The 17722-nt window shown below is 61.4% G+C and carries 18 protein-coding genes; 11 read left to right on the forward strand and 7 right to left on the reverse strand.

Annotated features, from left to right (window positions below; all coding sequences use genetic code 11):
- The 7 genes from nuoK to EPO09_RS05135 all read left to right on the forward strand — a co-directional run.
- The coding region (gene nuoK / locus EPO09_RS05105) for an NADH-quinone oxidoreductase subunit NuoK (RefSeq protein ID WP_290640827.1) at positions 1–181 on the forward strand (181 nt) is incomplete at its 5' end.
- A 17-nt stretch (positions 182–198) separates the two neighbouring features.
- Entirely contained in the window at positions 199–2211 is a 2013-nt protein-coding gene (nuoL, locus tag EPO09_RS05110) for an NADH-quinone oxidoreductase subunit L (protein WP_290640829.1), read from the forward strand.
- Positions 2212–2236: 25 nt separating this feature from the next.
- A complete protein-coding gene (locus tag EPO09_RS05115) occupies positions 2237–3715 on the forward strand; it encodes an NADH-quinone oxidoreductase subunit M (protein WP_290640860.1) in 1479 nt (492 codons plus the stop codon).
- Between the two features lie 22 nt (positions 3716–3737).
- Positions 3738–5216 carry an NADH-quinone oxidoreductase subunit NuoN gene (gene nuoN, locus EPO09_RS05120; RefSeq protein WP_290640831.1) on the forward strand — a complete coding sequence of 493 codons (1479 nt, stop codon included), beginning with the start codon at positions 3738–3740 and terminating at the stop codon, positions 5214–5216.
- 45 nt (positions 5217–5261) lie between these two features.
- Positions 5262–5567 carry a DUF2818 family protein gene (locus tag EPO09_RS05125; RefSeq protein WP_290640832.1) on the forward strand — a complete coding sequence of 102 codons (306 nt, stop codon included), beginning with the start codon at positions 5262–5264 and terminating at the stop codon, positions 5565–5567.
- Positions 5567–6184 carry an NUDIX domain-containing protein gene (locus EPO09_RS05130; protein ID WP_290640834.1) on the forward strand — a complete coding sequence of 206 codons (618 nt, stop codon included), beginning with the start codon at positions 5567–5569 and terminating at the stop codon, positions 6182–6184. The genes EPO09_RS05125 and EPO09_RS05130 overlap by 1 nt, the downstream gene beginning before the upstream one ends.
- 35 nt (positions 6185–6219) lie before the next feature.
- A complete protein-coding gene (locus tag EPO09_RS05135) occupies positions 6220–6765 on the forward strand; it encodes a DUF1178 family protein (RefSeq protein WP_290640842.1) in 546 nt (181 codons plus the stop codon).
- Positions 6766–6771: 6 nt separating this feature from the next.
- On the opposite strand, the gene EPO09_RS05140 is transcribed toward EPO09_RS05135, so the two are convergent.
- Positions 6772–8235, reverse strand: a complete 1464-nt coding sequence (locus tag EPO09_RS05140; RefSeq protein WP_290640843.1) for an FAD-binding oxidoreductase — start codon at positions 8233–8235, stop codon at positions 6772–6774.
- Positions 8232–8606, reverse strand: a complete 375-nt coding sequence (locus tag EPO09_RS05145; RefSeq protein ID WP_290640862.1) for a DUF2069 domain-containing protein — start codon at positions 8604–8606, stop codon at positions 8232–8234. Before EPO09_RS05145 ends, EPO09_RS05140 begins: the two co-directional genes overlap by 4 nt.
- Positions 8607–8787: 181 nt before the next feature.
- On the opposite strand from EPO09_RS05145, the gene EPO09_RS05150 reads away from it, so the two are divergent.
- From EPO09_RS05150 to aroC, 3 genes are all read left to right on the forward strand, one after another.
- On the forward strand, positions 8788–10029 hold the full coding sequence (locus tag EPO09_RS05150) for a YihY family inner membrane protein (protein WP_290640845.1): 1242 nt from the start codon (positions 8788–8790) through the stop codon (positions 10027–10029).
- 107 nt (positions 10030–10136) lie between these two features.
- Positions 10137–10607 carry a CBS domain-containing protein gene (locus EPO09_RS05155; protein ID WP_290640847.1) on the forward strand — a complete coding sequence of 157 codons (471 nt, stop codon included), beginning with the start codon at positions 10137–10139 and terminating at the stop codon, positions 10605–10607.
- Between the two features lie 154 nt (positions 10608–10761).
- The gene (gene aroC, locus EPO09_RS05160) at positions 10762–11859 is read left to right on the forward strand and encodes a chorismate synthase (protein WP_290640849.1); all 1098 of its coding nucleotides are present in this window, start codon (positions 10762–10764) and stop codon (positions 11857–11859) included.
- 75 nt (positions 11860–11934) lie between these two features.
- Here aroC and gloA read toward each other — a convergent pair whose 3' ends face one another.
- The 5 genes from gloA to EPO09_RS05185 form a co-directional block, all read right to left on the reverse strand.
- Positions 11935–12354 carry a lactoylglutathione lyase gene (gloA, locus tag EPO09_RS05165; RefSeq protein WP_290640851.1) on the reverse strand — a complete coding sequence of 140 codons (420 nt, stop codon included), beginning with the start codon at positions 12352–12354 and terminating at the stop codon, positions 11935–11937.
- A 70-nt stretch (positions 12355–12424) separates the two neighbouring features.
- Entirely contained in the window at positions 12425–14296 is a 1872-nt protein-coding gene (locus EPO09_RS05170; protein WP_290640853.1) for a chorismate-binding protein, read from the reverse strand.
- Positions 14289–14777, reverse strand: coding sequence for a disulfide bond formation protein B (locus tag EPO09_RS05175; RefSeq protein ID WP_290640854.1), 489 nt, complete (start codon positions 14775–14777; stop codon positions 14289–14291). The genes EPO09_RS05170 and EPO09_RS05175 overlap by 8 nt, the downstream gene beginning before the upstream one ends.
- Before the next feature lie 14 nt (positions 14778–14791).
- Positions 14792–15247, reverse strand: coding sequence for a RidA family protein (locus EPO09_RS05180; RefSeq protein WP_290640855.1), 456 nt, complete (start codon positions 15245–15247; stop codon positions 14792–14794).
- A gap of 105 nt (positions 15248–15352) precedes the next feature.
- Complete coding sequence (locus EPO09_RS05185) at positions 15353–15763, reverse strand: GFA family protein (RefSeq protein WP_290640857.1); 411 nt, start codon at positions 15761–15763, stop codon at positions 15353–15355.
- A gap of 132 nt (positions 15764–15895) precedes the next feature.
- On the opposite strand from EPO09_RS05185, the gene EPO09_RS05190 reads away from it, so the two are divergent.
- The coding region (locus EPO09_RS05190) for a ComEC/Rec2 family competence protein (RefSeq protein WP_290640859.1) at positions 15896–17722 on the forward strand (1827 nt) is incomplete at its 3' end.

The following is a 17722-nucleotide window of genomic DNA, read 5'->3' on the forward strand; positions in this document are numbered from 1 at the left end:
CGTGAACTTGAACTTCGTCGCGTTCTCCCATTACCTGGGTGACATGGACGGGCAGGTCTTCGTGTTCTTCATCCTGACCGTGGCGGCTGCTGAGTCGGCGATCGGTCTGGCCATTCTGGTGACGCTGTTCCGTAACCGTCAGTCGATCAACGTCGACGAGCTGGATACGCTCAAGGGCTGATCGGGAGAGACACAACAATGACAACAGCACTTTCTCTCAACTCGCTGCTGGCGGTGCCCCTGGCCCCGCTGGTCGGCTCGATTGCCGCCGGTTTGTTCGGCAAGGCGATTGGCCGCAAGGGCGCACATGCACTGACCATCCTGGGCGTGCTCGTGGCCTTCGTCATCTCGGCGATGACGCTCAATGCCGTGATAGACGGCGCACGCTTCAACCAGACCGTCTATGAATGGATGACGCTGGGTTCGCTGAAGATGGAAGTCGGTTTCATGATCGACGGCCTGACGGCGATGATGATGTGCGTGGTGACCTTCGTGTCGCTGATGGTGCACATCTACACCATTGGCTACATGGAAGAGGATCCTGGCTACCAGCGCTTCTTCTCGTACATCTCGCTGTTCACCTTCTCGATGTTGATGCTTGTGATGAGCAACAACATGCTGCAGCTGTTCTTCGGCTGGGAAGCTGTGGGCCTGGTGTCTTACCTGCTGATCGGTTTCTGGTTCAAGAAGCCCACGGCCATCTTCGCCAACATGAAGGCCTTTCTGGTCAACCGTGTGGGTGATTTCGGCTTCATCCTGGGTATCGGCCTGATCCTGGCCTACACCGGTACGCTGAACTACACCGAGATCTTTGCCAAGGCGCCTGAGCTGGCCAAGCTGGGCTTCCCTGCCACAGACTGGATGCTGATCACCGTGATCTGCATCTGCCTGTTCATCGGTGCCATGGGTAAGTCGGCGCAGTTCCCTCTGCACGTGTGGCTGCCTGATTCAATGGAAGGCCCGACTCCTATCTCCGCGCTGATTCACGCTGCCACCATGGTGACGGCCGGTATCTTCATGGTGACCCGCATGTCGCCGCTGTTCGAACTGTCGGACACCGCGCTGAACTTCATCCTGGTGATCGGTTCCATCACGGCGCTGTTCATGGGCTTTCTGGGTATCATTCAGAACGACATCAAGCGCGTGGTGGCTTACTCCACGCTGTCGCAGCTGGGTTACATGACCGTCGCGCTGGGCGTGTCCGCCTACAACGTGGCCGTGTTCCACCTGATGACGCACGCCTTCTTCAAGGCCTTGCTGTTCCTCGGCGCGGGCTCCGTCATCATCGGCATGCACCACGATCAGGACATCCGCAACATGGGTGGCCTGTGGAAGTACATGAAGATCACGTGGATCACGTCGCTTCTGGGCTCGCTGGCCCTGATCGGCACGCCGTTCTTCTCGGGCTTCTACTCTAAGGACTCGATCATTGAGGCCGTGGCTGCCAGCCATCTGCCTGGTGCGCAGTTTGCGCATATTGCGGTGCTGGCCGGTGTGTTCGTGACCGCGTTCTACAGCTTCCGGATGTACTTCCTGGTCTTCCATGGCAAGGAGAACTTCCATCACAAGCCCTTCCCAGGTGAACACGATCACCATGACGAGGACGACCACGGCCACGGGCATGCCCACACGCCGCACGAGTCGCCCTGGGTGGTCTGGTTGCCCTTGGTGCTGCTGGCCATTCCTTCGGTGATCATCGGTTACCTGACCATCCAGCCCATGCTGTTTGGTGACTTCCTCAAGGATGCGATCTTCGTGAATCACGAACTGCACCCTGCCATGGAAGAGTTGGCTCATGAGTTCCATAACGCTGCTGCAATGGGCATGCACGCCTTCACCAGCCTGCCGTTCATCCTGGCGCTGAGTGGTGTGGTCACGGCCTTCGTGTTCTACATGGTGGCGCCGCAGATCCCTGCGATGTTCGCCAAGGTGCTGCGTCCGCTGATCGTGATTGGCGAGAACAAGTACTTCCTGGACTGGTTCAACGAGAACGTGCTGGCCGCTGGCGCACGTCTGCTGGGCCGTGGTCTGTGGAAGGTGGGCGATGTCGGCATCATCGACGGCCTGCTTGTCAACGGCTCGGCCAAGCTGGTGGGCCTGATTGGTTCGCTGGTGCGCCTGTTCCAGACGGGTTACCTCTATCACTACGCGCTGGTCATGATCCTGGGGGTGTTCGCCCTCATGACATGGTTCGTGTTCATGCACCACTGAGCGCGAGGACCGGTTCATGCAAACTATGTCTAACCTCCTTTCTCTGGCCATCTGGATTCCGGTGGCATTCGGGATCCTGCTGCTGGCCGTTGGCCGCCAGGAACATGCCGGCGTGACCCGCTGGATTGCGCTGATCGGCGCGGTGATCGGGTTCCTGGTCACCATCCCCGTGATGACGCACTTCGATGGCGGCACGGCCGCGATGCAGTTCGTCGAGAACGCATCGTGGATCGAGCGCTTCAACATCTTCTATCACCTGGGCGTGGACGGCATCTCGATGTGGTTCGTGCCGCTGACCGCCTTCATCACCATCATCGTGGTGATCGCCGGTTGGGAAGTGATCGAAGACCGCCCGCACCAGTATTACGGTGCCTTCCTGATCCTGTCGGGTCTGATGGTGGGTGTGTTCTCCGCACTGGACGGCATGCTGTTCTACGTGTTCTTCGAAGCAACCCTGATCCCGATGTACATCATCATCGGTATCTGGGGCGGTCCGCGCCGTGTGTACGCTGCGTTCAAGTTCTTCCTGTACACGCTGTTGGGTTCGCTGCTGATGCTGGTGGCGCTGGTCTACCTGTACTACAAGTCGGGGGGCTCGTTCGACATCCTGACCTGGCAGAAGCTGCCTTTGCCCGCCACGCCGCAAGCGCTGCTGTTCGGTGCCTTCTTCGCGGCCTTCGCCGTGAAGGTTCCAATGTGGCCCGTGCACACCTGGTTGCCTGATGCCCACGTGGAAGCGCCTACCGGTGGCTCCGTCGTGCTGGCCGCGATCATGCTGAAGCTGGGTTGCTACGGCTTCCTGCGTTTCATGCTGCCCATCGTGCCGGATGCATCGCACGAGTTCGCGCCTGTCGTGATCACCTTGTCGCTGATCGGTGTGATCTACATCGGTCTGGTGGCCATGGTCCAGCAGGACATGAAGAAGCTGGTGGCCTATTCGTCCATCGCACACATGGGTTTCGTGACCCTGGGTTTCTTCATCTTCAATGAGCTGGGTATCGCTGGCGGCATCGTGCAGATGATTGCCCACGGCTTTGTGTCGGGTGCCATGTTCCTGAGCATCGGCGTGCTGTACGACCGCGTTCACTCGCGTGAAATTTCCAGCTACGGCGGCGTGGTCAACACCATGCCCAAGTTCGCGGCCTTCGCGCTGCTGTTCTCGATGGCCAACTGCGGCCTGCCGGGTACCGCTGGCTTCGTGGGTGAGTGGATGGTGATCCTGGGTGCCGTTCAGTACAACTTCATCATCGGTGCGTTGGCTGCCTCTGCGCTGATCTTCGGTGCTGCTTACACACTGTGGATGTACAAGCGCGTGTACTTCGGTGACGTGACCAACGACCATGTGCGTGAGTTGACTGACATCAACGCCCGCGAATTCCTGATGCTGGCCATTCTGGCCGCAGCGGTGTTGTGGATGGGTGTCCAGCCCAAGCCTTTCACCGATGCGATGCATGTGTCCGTGACCGAGCTGATTCAGCACGTGTCCGTGAGCAAGTTGAAATAAGTTGAACTGAAGGCCGATCGACATGACTGATTTGAACTGGTGCGCAGTGACGCCCGAGATCGTGCTGCTGGGAATGGCCTGCCTGGTCTCCCTGGTTGACCTCTTCGTCACTTGCCCGAAACGCACAACCACTTATCTGCTGACGCTGGCCTCGCTGGCCGTCGTGGCCGGCCTGCATCTGACGGCGCTGGACAACGGCGCCTCCGTGTACGCCATGCAGAAGATGGTGGTGACCGATGCCATGGGCCACTTGCTGGCCTTGTGCGCCACGCTGGCCGTGATGGGCTCGCTGGTGTATGCCCAGACTTACGCGGCAGCCCGCGAGATGCTCAAGGGTGAACTGTTCACATTGAGCATGTTCGCGCTGCTGGGTATCTCGATCATGATCATCGGCAACAACTTCCTGAGCATCTACCTGGGCCTGGAATTGATGTCGCTGTCGCTGTACGCGTTGGTGGCGGTTCGCCGTGACAACGTGCAGGCTACTGAAGCGGCCATGAAGTACTTCGTGCTGGGCGCCCTGGCTTCGGGCTTCCTGCTGTACGGCATGTCGATGATGTACGGCGCCACGGGTTCGCTGGACTTGGGCGAGGTCTACAAGGCCACGCTGACCGGCCAGATCAACAAGCAGGTGCTGGCTTTCGGCCTCGTGTTCATCGTGGCTGGTCTGGCGTTCAAGCTGGGTGTGGTGCCTTTCCACATGTGGGTGCCTGACGTGTACCAAGGTGCCCCAACAGCCGTGACGCTGATGGTGGCCGGTGCGCCCAAGCTGGCTGCATTCGCCATCACCGTTCGCCTGTTGGTGGAAGGCCTGATCAACACCGCTACGGATTGGCAGCAGATGCTGATGATCCTGGCCGTGCTGTCGATGGCCATCGGTAACCTGGCGGCCATCGCTCAGACTAATCTCAAGCGCATGCTGGCTTACTCCGGTATCGCGCAACTGGGCTTCATGCTGTTGGGCTTCGTGCCCAGCATCGTGGCGGGTAACACCGTGTCGGCTGGCAATGGCTATGGCTCGTCGCTGTTCTATGTGCTGACCTATGTGCTCACCACCATGGGTACCTTCGGTCTGATCATGGTGCTGTCGCGTCCTGGTTTCGAGTCCGAGCAGATCTCCGATCTGGCTGGCCTGAACAAGCGCAGCCCCATGTTGGCAGGCGTGATGGCCGTGTTCATGTTCTCGCTGGCAGGCATCCCTCCGACGGTTGGCTTCTACGCCAAGCTGGCTGTGTTGCAAGCGCTGATCACGACGAACTCGCCGCTGTTGCTGCAAATCTCGATCGTGGCCGTGCTGCTGTCGCTGGTCGGTGCTTTCTACTACCTGCGCATCGTCAAGGTCATGTACTTTGATGAGCCGGCTGACAACGCGCCGGTGGCGCAGGGCGGTGCCCGCGTGCTGCTGTCGGTCAACGCCATCGTGGTGTTGGCACTGGGTATCCTGCCCAGCGGCCTGATGACCTTGTGCGCCAAGGCCATCACCCAGTCGCTGGCTGGTTGATTCAGATATGGCACACCGGTCTTCCTTGACTGAAAGATCCAGTTCATGACGGGCCTCGTGCCCGCATGGGCTGTCAGTGTCGTGCTCTTGGCCGCGGTGATCGCGGCCAATTTGCCTTTTGTGAACGAGCGTCTGTTCGTGCTTGGGCCGCGCCGTGAGGTCAAGCCTGTGGCCTGGCGCTTGCTGGAGTTGCTGGCTTACGCGTTTGGCGTAGCGGTGCTGGGGCGCGTCTTGGAAAGCAAGCTGGGGCAGGCCACGCCGATCCGATGGGAGTTCGTGGCCGTCTGGCTGGCTGTGTTCCTGACGCTGGCCTTTCCCGGTTTTGTCTGGCGCTATCTGCGCAAGCGCTGATGTCCCGATCTGATCTGCCTGCCGCGCCTTTGCCGGACGCCCATTTGCCAGACGCCCATTTGCGCGAAGAGACCATCGAGTCCAACACGGTCTACAAAGGGCATTTCATCGAGTTGCGCCGTGATCGCGTGCAACTGCCTGACGGCCGTGAGGCCGCACGCGAGTATGTGGTGCATCCCGGTGCCGTGATGATCGTGGCCATGCTGCCCGATGGCAAGCTGGTCATGGAGCGTCAGTATCGTTACCCGGTCGGCCAGACGATGATCGAGTTTCCCGCGGGCAAGCTGGATGCAGGCGAGGGCGGTCTGGCCTGCGCGCAACGCGAGTTGTGGGAAGAGACGGGCTACAAGGCTCGCCGTTGGGCTAAAGCCGGGATCATGCATCCCGTCATCGGCTATGCCACCGAGATCATCGAGATTTGGTTTGCTGACGAGTTGACCTTGGGCGAGCGCCATCTTGACGATGGGGAATTCCTCGACGTGTTCAGCGCCACCCTGTCAGAACTGGAAGACTGGATGCGTGACGGCCAGCTGACGGATGTGAAAACCATCGTCGGCATGATGTGGTTGTCCAAGTTCCGGGCCGGTGCGTGGCCTTTGCAGTGGGTCTCGGCCTGAGCTGTCGCCAGGTCGTCAAATCGGTTCTCGTCATCATGTTGGTGGTTGATCTTCATTGTGCTCATGGACATCATTTCGAAGGCTGGTTTGCCTCGGCGGATGACCTCGCCTCACAGAAAGAGCGCGGCCTGCTGACTTGCCCTGTGTGCGGCGACCACGATGTGACACGTCGACCCTCCGCGCCGCACCTCAACACGTCCGGCTTGAAGGAGCGCACGCCTGCTGTCTCCCGTTTGCCTTCAGCGCCTGCGTCAGGGCTATCGGCATCCGTGCCGGCGCCTTCCACGCATGTGGCAGCAACAAGCGATCGCTCCATGCATGACAGTTTGCCGTCCGAGGCTCAGGACGCCATGGCAGCCTTGCAGGCGCTGTATTTGAAAGCCGTGCGCCACGTGGTCGAGAACACGGAAGATGTCGGCGAGCGCTTTGTTGAAGAAGTGCGCAGCATCCATCACGGCGACGCACCCGAGCGGGCCATACGTGGTCAGGCCAGCGAGGAAGACAAGCAATCGTTGCGCGAAGAGGGCATCGACATCCTGAGCATGCCCATTCCGGAAGGCTTCAAAGGGCCTTTGCAGTAAGCCGACTCAAGGCACCAGCCTGCCAGGGTTGAGCAGGCCTTGGGGATCGAGTGCCTGCTTGATGGCGCGCATCCATGCCGTGCTGATGGCGTTTTGCCTTTGGCCCAATTCGTTTCGCTTGAGTTGCCCGATGCCATGTTCGGCCGAGATCGTGCCGCCCAGGGCCGTGGCGATGTCATACACGACCGCGTTGACGGCATGCTCCTGCTCGGCCAGAAACGCCTGGTCTGATACGTCGGTGGATGCCTGCACGTTGTAGTGAAGATTGCCGTCTCCCAGGTGGCCGAAGCAGACGATGCGGCAGCCGGGGAAGGCCTCTTGCAAGGCCTTTTCGGCTTGGCTGATGAATGCAGGTACGCAGGATGTGGGCACGCCTATGTCGTGTTTGACCATCTGGCCCTCTGCCTTTTCCGCGAGGGGAATGGTTTCTCTCAGCGCCCACATCTCACGATATTGGGTGTCTGATTGTGCGACACAGGCTTGCGTGATCAAGGCTTCCTGCAGGGCGTGTGACAGCAACTGCGCCAGTTGGTCTTGCAGCGCGACTTCAGGATGCGGACTGGCGGCATCGAGCAAAACAGTCCATGTCGGCGCCTGTGTCGTGATGCCAGCATCGGCGTCTGAGCTCAGCAAGTGACGAGCAGCGCGTGCTTGCTGAGGCGTGTGCTGCAAGGCCAGCGATACCGGGTAGGCATGCATGATCTCAAAGCCAGTCAGGGATGCGTCCAGCGTACGACGAGCCAGGGCCAATAGGGCCAGGGCTTGTTCGATGGTGTCGCAAGCAAGCAGGGCTGCGAGGCGTGAGGCCGGTTTGGGGTAGAGCCTCAAGCTGGCCGCTGTGATGATGCCCAGCGTGCCTTCGCTGCCGATCAGCAGATCACGCAAGTCATACCCGGTGTTGTCTTTGCGCAAGCTCTTGAGGCCTTGCCAGATCTCGCCTTGTGCGGTCACGGCTTGCAGGCCCAGGCACAGTTCGCGTGCCGTGCCATAGCGCAGCACTTGCGTGCCGCCCGCATTGGTGGCCAGGTTGCCGCCGATGGTGCAACTGCCCTGCGACGCCAGGCTGAGGGGAAAGAGCAGGCTAGCGTCATCTGCAGCACGCTGCACGTCGGCCAGCAGGCAGCCAGCTTCCACCGTCATCGACAGGTTGGCCGCATCCACAGACAGGACGCGGTTCAGGCGTTGCAGGCTCAGTACGATCTGCTTGCCGCTGGCATCGGGCACGCCGCCGCCAACCAGCCCGGTGTGCCCGCCCTGAGGCACGATGCTGACGCCGTGCTGTGCGCACAGCTTCACGACGTCTGCGACCTCCTGCGCATTGCCCGGCCGCACGATGGCCAGCGCGTGGCCCTTGTAGCGGCCTCGCCAATCAGTCTGGTAGCGGCTGAACTCGGGGTCTGCCGCATCCGCCGGCATCAGGACCTGCGCCTGGCCCAGCAAGTTGCGCAGCGAGTCCAGCAGCCTGTTCATGGCTGTTGGGCCTCTTTGGCGTCCTTGCCCTTTTTCTTGGGCGGCAGCACGCGCAGTCGCAGACGGATGTAGACCGCGCATGCGGTGAACAGTGCCGCGCTCAACGTCACTTCGATGCCGGCCAGCGCTTGCGACATGCCTGTGTCACTGGTGGCGCGCATGGCGCCTTCGGTGAAGTACAGCCAGATCAGCAATGACATCCAGCGGTAGGTGTAGAGCCGGTGCTTGAGCATCCCGGCAATGGCTAGTGTCAGCGGCAATACTTTGAGCGCCAGCGCACCGGTGCCCCCTTTGAGCGGCGCCAGCCACAGCTCCCAGGCCAGGCCCAGGCCAATGAGCGACAGCAGCAGGGCGACGTTGAGCAGGCGCATGCGATCGATGCGGGCCAGGCGTTCGCCAGGGTGCATGCCGACGAAGGCGTCGGGATCGATGGGCAGTTCGTCCGTTGACGAAGGAGCGGAGGAGGAAGAGGAGGGCGTGGTCATCTGGAAAATTTCACAACGCGGGCTGAAGCGGGCGCCTCAGTTGCGCATGGCTGGCATCATAGCCAGCATGACGTCGAATTGGACTTTCTGGGCAAATGCCCGTGAGCGCTGGACCCTGTTGGTGAGCACCTTGCAGCAGTGGCCTTGGGCTCAAACCTATCAAACCTTGCGGGCGCGGTTTCGCGAGGATCACCTGGGCGTGACGGCCGGCAGCCTCACGTTCACGACCACCATCGCGCTGGTGCCACTGTTCACGGTGATGCTGGCCTTGTTCAGCGCCTTCCCTGTTTTCGCCCGCTTTCGCAAGGTGCTGGAGCAGCAAGTGCTGACCGGCATGGTGCCTGATGCGATTGCCAAGCCGGTCTTGCTGTCGTTGACCAAGTTCGCGACCAAAGCCAGCCAGATGGGCGGCCTGGGCCTGATTGCGCTGGGCGTGACAGCCATGATGCTGATGCTGACGATCGACCACACGCTCAATGGCATCTGGCGTGTGCGCACTGTTCGCCCGATTGCGCAGCGCGTGCTGGTGTACTGGGCCGCGCTGACCTTGGGGCCGTTGATGGTGGGGGCCAGCCTGTCGCTGACGTCCTACCTGCTGTCAGCGTCTGGTGGGCTGGTCGATGAGTTGCCGGGCGGCGTGAGCTTGCTGCTGAGCTTCATCGTGTTCATGCTGCAGACAGCCGGTTTTGCCGCGCTCTACAAGTACGTGCCCAATACCTTTGTGCGCTGGGAGCATGCTTGGGGCGGTGGAATTTTCGCCTCTATCGGGCTGGAGGTGGGGCAGAAGGGGCTGGCCATCTACCTGTCGAAGGCGCCGGTCTACGCCACGATCTACGGCGCGTTTGCCGCAGTGCCGCTCTTTCTGATCTGGATCTACGTGAGCTGGCTGATCATCCTGCTGGGGGCGGTGATCGCGGCATATACGCCCAGTCTGCTGTCGCAGGTCAAGCGCTGGCCTGATACGCCCGGCTACCGGTTTGCCCTCGTTCTGGCACTGTTGAAGGCCTTGGTCGCAGAGCAGCACGCGCCTCGTCGGGGGCTTTCCGGTGAACAGCTGGCACATCGTCTGCGCACGGATCCCTTGCAGATCGAGCCCTTGCTGGAGATCTTGCAGGGGTTGGACTGGGTGGGCTTGCTGGACGAGACGCAGGCCGAACATGGTGGCCGTTTCGTGCTGCTGTGCGATCCGGACAAGACCTTGATGGCGCCCCTGGTTGGCGAGGTTTTGCTGCGCCCTGACGCGTTTACCGAGCGCTTTTGGACTCACGCGGGCATGGAAAGCATGACCTTGTCCAACGCATTGGCGTGAAAGGCAAATTTCATCAGGGGGAACCCCTTGGCGAGACCATGCCGATCGGTCTATATTGATCAGATCTATCCCTAAACATTTTGTGCAACCGATCGAGGAGACAGACCATGAAAGTCAGCGATATCCTGCGAGTCAAAGGCAGCACCCTGTTCACCGTTCAGCCCGAGCAGGCGCTGGGTGAGGCCACCACCACCATGGCAGACCACGACATCGGCTCGCTGGTGGTGATGGAGCATGGCGATCTGGTGGGGATGCTGACTTTCCGTGAGGTGATTCAAGGCCTGGTTCGCAATGGCGGCTCGGTGGAGAACCTGACCGTGCGCACCGTGATGGACGACCATCCTTTGACCTGCACGCCTGAGACCGAAATCGACGAGGTGCGCCGCATGATGCTCAATCGCCATGCCCGCTACATGCCTGTGATGACGCATAAAACCCTGATGGGTGTGATCTCTTTTTACGACGTGGCCAAGGCCGTGGTGGACGGGCAGGACTTCGAGAACCGCATGCTCAAAGCCTACATCCGCGATTGGCCGGTGGAAGAGGGTGCCGGACAGGAGCGTCAGGCACTGCTCTGACCCGCTACGAGGCCTGATCGGCCTGCCGCTTTCTCTTTGCAAAGCCCGGTTTTTCCGGGCGTTTTGCATTCTGGAAGCGCCCAAGGACACCAAGGCTTGACTGATAGGGGACAATAGCGGCTTCCGTTTTGGACTACACAGAATATTTGGCGCTATGGCTGGCAGCACCCTCGGTCTCTTGTTCACCGTGACGAACTTTGGCGAATCGCATGGCCCGGCCATCGGTTGCGTGATCGATGGCTGCCCCCCGGGCATGACGCTGTCCGAAGCCGATATCCAGCCTGATCTGGATCGCCGCCGTCCCGGTACCTCGCGCCACGTCACGCAGCGCAACGAGCCCGATGCGGTCGAGATCCTCAGTGGTGTCTACGAAGGCAAGACCACCGGCGCGCCGATCGCCCTGCTGATCCGCAACACCGATCAGCGCAGCAAGGACTACGGCAACATCCTGCAGACCTTCCGTCCGGGCCACGCTGACTACACTTATTGGCACAAGTACGGCATCCGCGACCCACGTGGTGGTGGCCGCTCTTCGGCTCGCATGACGGCGCCCATGGTGGCAGCTGGCGCCGTGGCCAAGAAGTGGCTGCGCGAGCAGTTCGGCACCGAGATCCGCGCCTGCATGACGCAACTGGGTACGATGCCCATTGCGTTTGAAGGCTGGGAACACGTGCCCAACAACCCTTTCTTTGCGCCCAATGTCAGCCAGATCGATGCGCTGGAAGCCTATATGGATGAGCTGCGCAAGGACGGCGATTCTTGCGGTGCCAAGCTGATCGTGGAAGCCTCGGGCGTGCCGGTTGGCTTGGGCGAGCCGCTGTTTGACAAGCTGGATGCCGACATTGCCTACGCGATGATGGGCATCAATGCGGTCAAGGGTGTGGAGATCGGTGCAGGCTTCGAGAGCGTGAGCCAGCGTGGTACCGTGCATGGCGACGAGCTGTATCCGGATGGATTTGCCTCCAACCATGCCGGCGGCGTGCTGGGTGGCATCTCTACAGGTCAGGACATCCGCGTGGCGATCGCCATCAAGCCGACCAGCTCGATCCGCTCGCCTCGCCAGTCCATTGACCTGAACGGGCAGCCGGCCACGGTCGAGACCTTCGGGCGCCACGATCCCTGCGTGGGCATCCGTGCCACGCCGATCGCCGAGGCGATGCTGGCGCTGGTGCTGATCGACCACGCCTTGCGCCACCGTGCGCAATGTGGTGATGTGAAGGTGGATACGCCGCGCATCCCGGCGCACCGCTGATGCCTGCACCCGCCTTGCTGGCAGCATGAAAAAAGGGACCTGCGGGTCCCTTTGTGTTTTCAGCCAGGCGCTTGCTCAGCGCTGGAGTTCACTGGCGGCTTCGGGGCGCTCAATCAGTTCGATTTTGTAGCCATCGGGATCCGTGAGGAAGGCGATGACGGTGGTTCCACCTTTGATCGCGCCCGCTTCACGCACCACAGCGCCGCCCAATGTGGCGGTCTTGATGCGGGCGGCATCGCACACGGCGGCGGCGTTGTCCACGCCGATGGCGATGTGGCCGTAGGCCGTGCCCAACTCATATTGCTCGACGCCGTAGTTGTAGGTCAACTCAATCTCTGCGTGTTCCGGGTTGCGTCCATAGCCCAGAAACGCCAGTGTGTATTGCTGCTCCGGGCGATCCGTGGTGCGCAGCAGGGTCATGCCCAGCACTTGGGTGTAGAAGTCGATCGAGCGCTGGAGATGGCCAACGCGCAGCATGGTGTGCAGCAATCGCATGATGAGCTTGTTGTTTGCTGGTGATGGGATGATGGGGCTGGAAGCCTAGGCCATTGTGGCAGCCACGACCTTACCTTGCCATGGGCACGGGTTTGATCAATTGCACGGGCAACCAACCTCGAACACTGTTGAGCAGGGCGAGGCCTTCTGCCCGGTCCAGATCGGCGATGGTCAGCTTGTGCTCCGTGAGCAAGCCGTCGGCCAGCGCGCGCGCGCGCATCACGCCTGGCAGCAGTCCTGCCGAGTGTGGTGGGGTGTACCAATGGCCATCGAGTTTGAGGGCCAGGTTGCCAATCGTGAATTCGGTGAGTTCACCAGCTGCATTGAAGAGCAGGGTGTCGAAGATGCCTTCTGGTGGTTTGAACTCGCCGTAGATGGCGCGCCGCGTGGTTTTGTGGCGGATGAAATCGTCCGCAGCAGGCATGGGCCGATCGGCCAGTTGCACGCTCAGTGTGGCTTGATCCTCAGGCGATGGCCCGGTCTTGGTGATGGCGCCGGGCCCGCTCAACTCGCTGGCCTGGGCATCGACTTGACCGTTCACAGAAAGCAGCAGACGCACGCGATGCACACCTTGCGGGTGAGCCAGACAGAGATTGGCGAGCGCTTGTCTCACGCCTTGTTCGATCTGATCGTTCCAATGCCAGCCGAAGTGGCGGGCACTGCCGGCCAGTCGTTGAACGTGCAGATCCAGGCGATCAATCCGGCCCGCGTCAATGCGCAGTGACTCCAGTAATTGGAAGGGGCTGTCCGCACGCGTCAGAAAGGCTTGCTTGGCACGCCACTCGGCCACCTCGCCGATGGGTGTGGCATCCAGCGTGATGCCACTGCCGATGCCGCAATGGGCAGACCAGGGTGCCGGTGGTGGCGGCGTGTGGATGCACACGGTGCGGATGGGTACATTGAAGGTGACCCTGCCACCCGGTGCCATCAGGCCAACGGCCCCGCAGTACACGCCGCGTGCAGTGCGCTCCAGCCGTGCGATGTGGTGCATGGCCTGGCGTTTGGGGGCACCCGTGACCGAGCCACAAGGGAACAGCGCCTTGAAGGCCTGGCTGAGTGTCAGGCCAGCCTTGCTGTGCGCCGTGACCGTGGAGGTCATCTGCCAGACGGTAGGCAGGGCCTGCACATCGAACAGGGAGGGCACCTTGACGCTGCCCACTTCAGCGATGCGGGACAGGTCATTGCGCAGCAAGTCCACGATCATCAGGTTTTCTGCGCGTTCCTTGACGCTGGTGCGCAGGTGTTCAGCCGCAGCGGCGTCGGCCTGCGCATCCAGCCCACGTGCCGCGGTGCCTTTCATCGGCCTGGTGGTGAGCGTTTCGCCATCCCAATCGAAGAACAACTCGGGCGAGACGCTCAACACGGCGCCCGGAGCGCGGCAGGCGGCACGTGCGTCCAGCATCAAGCCATAGCCTTGAGGCTGGCTGCGGCGCAGGGCCATGAAGTAGGGCCACAGCGAGGCGGGCTCGCCTTCATAGTGAGCGTGCCGTTGCGTGGTCAGATTGACCTGGTAGACCTCACCCGCGCGGATCAGATCGTGGATTTGTTCAATGCGTTTTTGCGCCAGCGCGTCATCCAGATCCGCTTGCCATGGGCCTGTCGACCAGTTCGTACCAGAGGGCACGATCTCATCGCCCGACCAGGGTTGTGCTTCATCGAACACGGCCCACACGGCATAAGGCTGGCCCGGTGGCAGCGCCTTGACAGGCAGATGAGGATCCAGGCCTGGCGCCGCTTCATAAGCCACCCAGCCGACGCACCATTGGCCCTGTTGAGACAAGGCGTGTGCCGCATCCAGCAGCCCGGCTACCTGGGATGGATCATGCGCCACCAGCCAGCGCACCGGACGCTCGAAACGCCAGCGCTGGCGAGGGCCATCCTGCCCCTCGTGCCCGGGAAAATCCAGCAGGGCCGTGGGCAGGTTCGGGTCTTGATCAAGCACGGCGATCTGGAGTGATGGCGCTGTAGAGCAGGACGATGCCGACCACGGCAAACAGGCCCAGGCTCCAGAACTCGAACGGTACGCCCAGGATGCTGGCGGCCGCATCCGCACATGAGGCGCGCACTTCAAACACGTTGGGCCAGCGCGTGTCCACGCCGAAGAAGCCAATGATCTTGTCGGCGAAGGTCAAGGCGCATGAAGAAGACTTGGCCGCAACGAAGTGCTGCCACAAGGCTGCTCCGATGCCGCCCAGCGTCAGCGGTATCACCAGTACTGACAGGATGCGGCGCAGTGCGGCAGCAGGCAGGGCCGCAGCCAGCAGGCACAGACCGGTCAGGGCAATGAAGATCAGGCGCTGAAGGATGCACCAGGGGCAGGGCTCCATGCCGAACTTGTGTTGGGCCAGCAAGGCCAGCCCGACGGAGACACCGCAAGCCAGGCCCATGAGGCTCAAGGCAAGACGTGGAGACAGCTTGACCATGTGGCGGCTCGGCTTCAGCGTACTTCAGCGATCAGCTCGATCTCGACGCAGGCGCCCAACGGGATCTGCGCCACGCCAAAGGCGCTGCGAGCATGCACGCCAGCTTCGCCAAACACTTCGCCCAACAACTCGGAGCAGCCGTTGGTGACCAGGTGGTGTTCGGTGAAATCAGGTGCGCTGTTGACCAGGCTCATGACCTTGACGATGCGCACGACCTTGTCCAGGCCACCCGCAGCGACGCTGAGCGTGCCCATCAGATCGATGGCCACGGCACGAGCGGCCTGCTTGCCTTCAGCCGTGTCCATCGTCTTGCCCAACTGACCTGCCCAGACCTGGCCGTTTTTCTTGGCGATGTGGCCAGACAGGAAGACCAGGTTACCGGTGCGCACGAAAGGCACGTAGGCGGCGGCAGGCACGGCCACGGGAGGCAGGGTGATGCCCAGGTCTTGGAGGCGTTGTTCGATGGACATGGTCGGCTTAGATTCAAATGTCGGTTTGTGCCGCGCGTGGCGGCTTGAGCTTCGAATGCTACACCGACTGTTTGACGACAGCTTGGGTGGGGCCTGGATATGGGCTCAGGGCTCAGGCCATTGCGGATAGCGAGGCAGGCCATCGTCCGGTAACTCCCACCAACTGCATTTGGATTCGACATGGGCGTGAAAGGCCGGGCGTGCCTGGATGGGTTCGTCGACGGTGCCGATGCGCACGCGCAGCACACCGGGCAGGCTGTCACGCTCACTGTAGATGGGTGAACCGCAGCATCCGCAGAACCATCGCCGCTTGCCAGGTGTGGCCTCGTAGGCCTTCATCAGATCTTGCCCACCTACCAACTCGAAGTTGCAGGACTGAACAGGCACATTGCTGGCGAACGCTGCGCCCTGCGCTTTTCGGCATTGGCTGCAGTAGCAAATCTGGATGGGCGGCAGTTCACCCCGAATGCGGAATCGAATGCCTCCGCACAAGCAGCTTCCGGTGTTCGTATTCATTTGCAGATTGTGCTGCCAGTCGTCTATCCCTAGTTTGCCATCACCTATCAGGGTGTCTTGAAGCCATTTAACGCGCTCAACAGAATCCCGCAGCCATTGATACAGATGGCTACAAAAAATGGGTGGCCGTGAATGATCGTGTGGTTGGCGTGGACGCTGGCCTGGTTGCTGGGCGTGTTCCGGCAAACGGGGGAAGCTGGCTTGTATCCTGAGTCAGGGTATGAGGTGTTGTCGGTGGCAGCGTTGGTCTGCGTGCTCTGGTGTTGGCTCGTACAGCGGCAACCACCTGCCTCCCGTGTGAAGACGCTACCCATGCTGCGTTGGGTCTGGCCATGTCTGGGGGTGTTGGCCATGGCGTTGATCGGCTGGGCATCCACAGGCTGGCGAGCCAGCGCACGCATGAAGGAAGCTTTGCCTGATGCCTGGGTGGGCCGTGACCTGCAGGTTCTGGTGCAAGTGGAGGGTTTGCCTCAGCCTGTACCGGGCGGTGTCTTGCTGGATGCGCGGGTATTGAAATGGCTGGGGGCGGCAGAGCGCGATACCGCCCCGGCGTGGCAGAAATCCGGGCGCCTGCCCGTCCACTTGAGTTTGCACATGCCCTTGCCAGGTGGTGAGTTGCCGCAATCTGGGCAACAGTGGCAGTTCACCGTGCAACTGCATGCGCCCGATGGGTTGTCCAATCCCGGAGGATATGACGGCACCTTGTCCTATTTCGAGCGCGGTGTTCGTGCCGTGGGCAGCCTTCGCCAGAAAGGCCGCGCGGCTCAGATGGTGAGCGAGCGCCCTGAGCATCCATGGCAAGGTCTGATCGATCGATGGCGCCAGCGCATTCGTACGGTGATTTTTCAGCGTGTGTCCGATCAACGTGCGGCCGGCATCCTGGCCGGTCTGTCCGTGGGCGATCAATCCGCCATCGAGCAGGATGACTGGGACCTGTTTCGCCAAACGGGCATCGCCCATCTGGTGAGCATCAGCGGTGCCCACATCGCCATGTTCGGTTGGATGGCTGCTTTGCTGGTGCGACGCGTCTGGTCCTCGTGGCCACGAGGCATGCACAGATGGCCGGCACCCGATGTCGCGATGTGGGTGGCACTGGTGGCCAGCAGCTTGTATGCGCTGCTCTCAGGTTGGGGTGTGCCGGCTCAGCGAACCGTGCTCATGATGGCTGTGGTGTGTTGTTTGCGCGCAGGCGGGCGGCGCTGGCCTTGGCCTCTGGTCTGCTTGATCAGTGCCGTGGCCTTGACGGCCATGGATCCCTGGTCGATTCGACAGGTGGGCTTCTGGCTGTCCTATATGGCCGTGGCGGTGTTGCTGTCATATGGCTTGAAAGAATCGGCAGGCATGACGGGCGCCGCGCCTTTGGAACCGGGTGCGTCAGAGGGCAAGTCGGGTGGCACGCGCTTGTACAGGTATGTGCTGTCCTGGTCGCGTCGATTGTGGGAAGGCTGTATCAATCTGCTGCGCATTCAGTGCCTGATCACTCTGGCCTTGATGCCCTTGAGCCTGGTGGTGTTCCAGCAGGCATCGATCAGCAGCTTGTTGGCCAATCTGATCGCCATCCCCGTGTTCACGATCGGCATCACGCCGCTGTCACTGTTGGGTGCAATCTGGGCGCCGTGCTGGGATCTGGGTGTCTGGCTCATCAATGGCTTGATGAGTTTGCTCGCCGACCTTGTGCGGGTATGGCCAGCCATGGCCGCATCGCCCGTGCTGCCGTGGTGGGTCGCCTTGTGCTGCGTGTTGGCTGGCGCAGCATTGGCTTTGCCCATGCATTGGCGCTGGCGACTTGGTCTGCTGCCCTTTGGTTTGTCGCTTTTTCATTTGCCCCAGAGCTGGCATATGGTGCCGGCACCACGAGCAGGCGTCTTTTCACTGGTGGCCGCCGATGTAGGGCAGGGTACGGCGGTGTTGGTTCGCACGGCCCGTCACGCGCTGTTGTTTGACACGGGCCCACGCGTT

This window comes from Aquabacterium sp. (assembly GCF_004297345.1).
Lineage (GTDB): Bacteria > Pseudomonadota > Gammaproteobacteria > Burkholderiales > Burkholderiaceae_C > Aquabacterium.

Coding starts and splice junctions, on each gene's coding strand:
- nuoL (WP_290640829.1), top strand. CDS start 199: ATGACAACAGCACTTTCTCTCAACTCGCTGCTGGCGGTGCCCCTGGCC.
- EPO09_RS05115 (WP_290640860.1), top strand. CDS start 2,237: ATGTCTAACCTCCTTTCTCTGGCCATCTGGATTCCGGTGGCATTCGGG.
- nuoN (WP_290640831.1), top strand. CDS start 3,738: ATGACTGATTTGAACTGGTGCGCAGTGACGCCCGAGATCGTGCTGCTG.
- EPO09_RS05125 (WP_290640832.1), top strand. CDS start 5,262: ATGACGGGCCTCGTGCCCGCATGGGCTGTCAGTGTCGTGCTCTTGGCC.
- EPO09_RS05130 (WP_290640834.1), top strand. CDS start 5,567: ATGTCCCGATCTGATCTGCCTGCCGCGCCTTTGCCGGACGCCCATTTG.
- EPO09_RS05135 (WP_290640842.1), top strand. CDS start 6,220: ATGTTGGTGGTTGATCTTCATTGTGCTCATGGACATCATTTCGAAGGC.
- EPO09_RS05140 (WP_290640843.1), bottom strand. CDS start 8,235: ATGAACAGGCTGCTGGACTCGCTGCGCAACTTGCTGGGCCAGGCGCAG.
- EPO09_RS05145 (WP_290640862.1), bottom strand. CDS start 8,606: ATGCGCCTGCTCAACGTCGCCCTGCTGCTGTCGCTCATTGGCCTGGGC.
- EPO09_RS05150 (WP_290640845.1), top strand. CDS start 8,788: ATGACGTCGAATTGGACTTTCTGGGCAAATGCCCGTGAGCGCTGGACC.
- EPO09_RS05155 (WP_290640847.1), top strand. CDS start 10,137: ATGAAAGTCAGCGATATCCTGCGAGTCAAAGGCAGCACCCTGTTCACC.
- aroC (WP_290640849.1), top strand. CDS start 10,762: ATGGCTGGCAGCACCCTCGGTCTCTTGTTCACCGTGACGAACTTTGGC.
- gloA (WP_290640851.1), bottom strand. CDS start 12,354: ATGCGATTGCTGCACACCATGCTGCGCGTTGGCCATCTCCAGCGCTCG.
- EPO09_RS05175 (WP_290640854.1), bottom strand. CDS start 14,777: ATGGTCAAGCTGTCTCCACGTCTTGCCTTGAGCCTCATGGGCCTGGCT.
- EPO09_RS05180 (WP_290640855.1), bottom strand. CDS start 15,247: ATGTCCATCGAACAACGCCTCCAAGACCTGGGCATCACCCTGCCTCCC.
- EPO09_RS05185 (WP_290640857.1), bottom strand. CDS start 15,763: ATGAATACGAACACCGGAAGCTGCTTGTGCGGAGGCATTCGATTCCGC.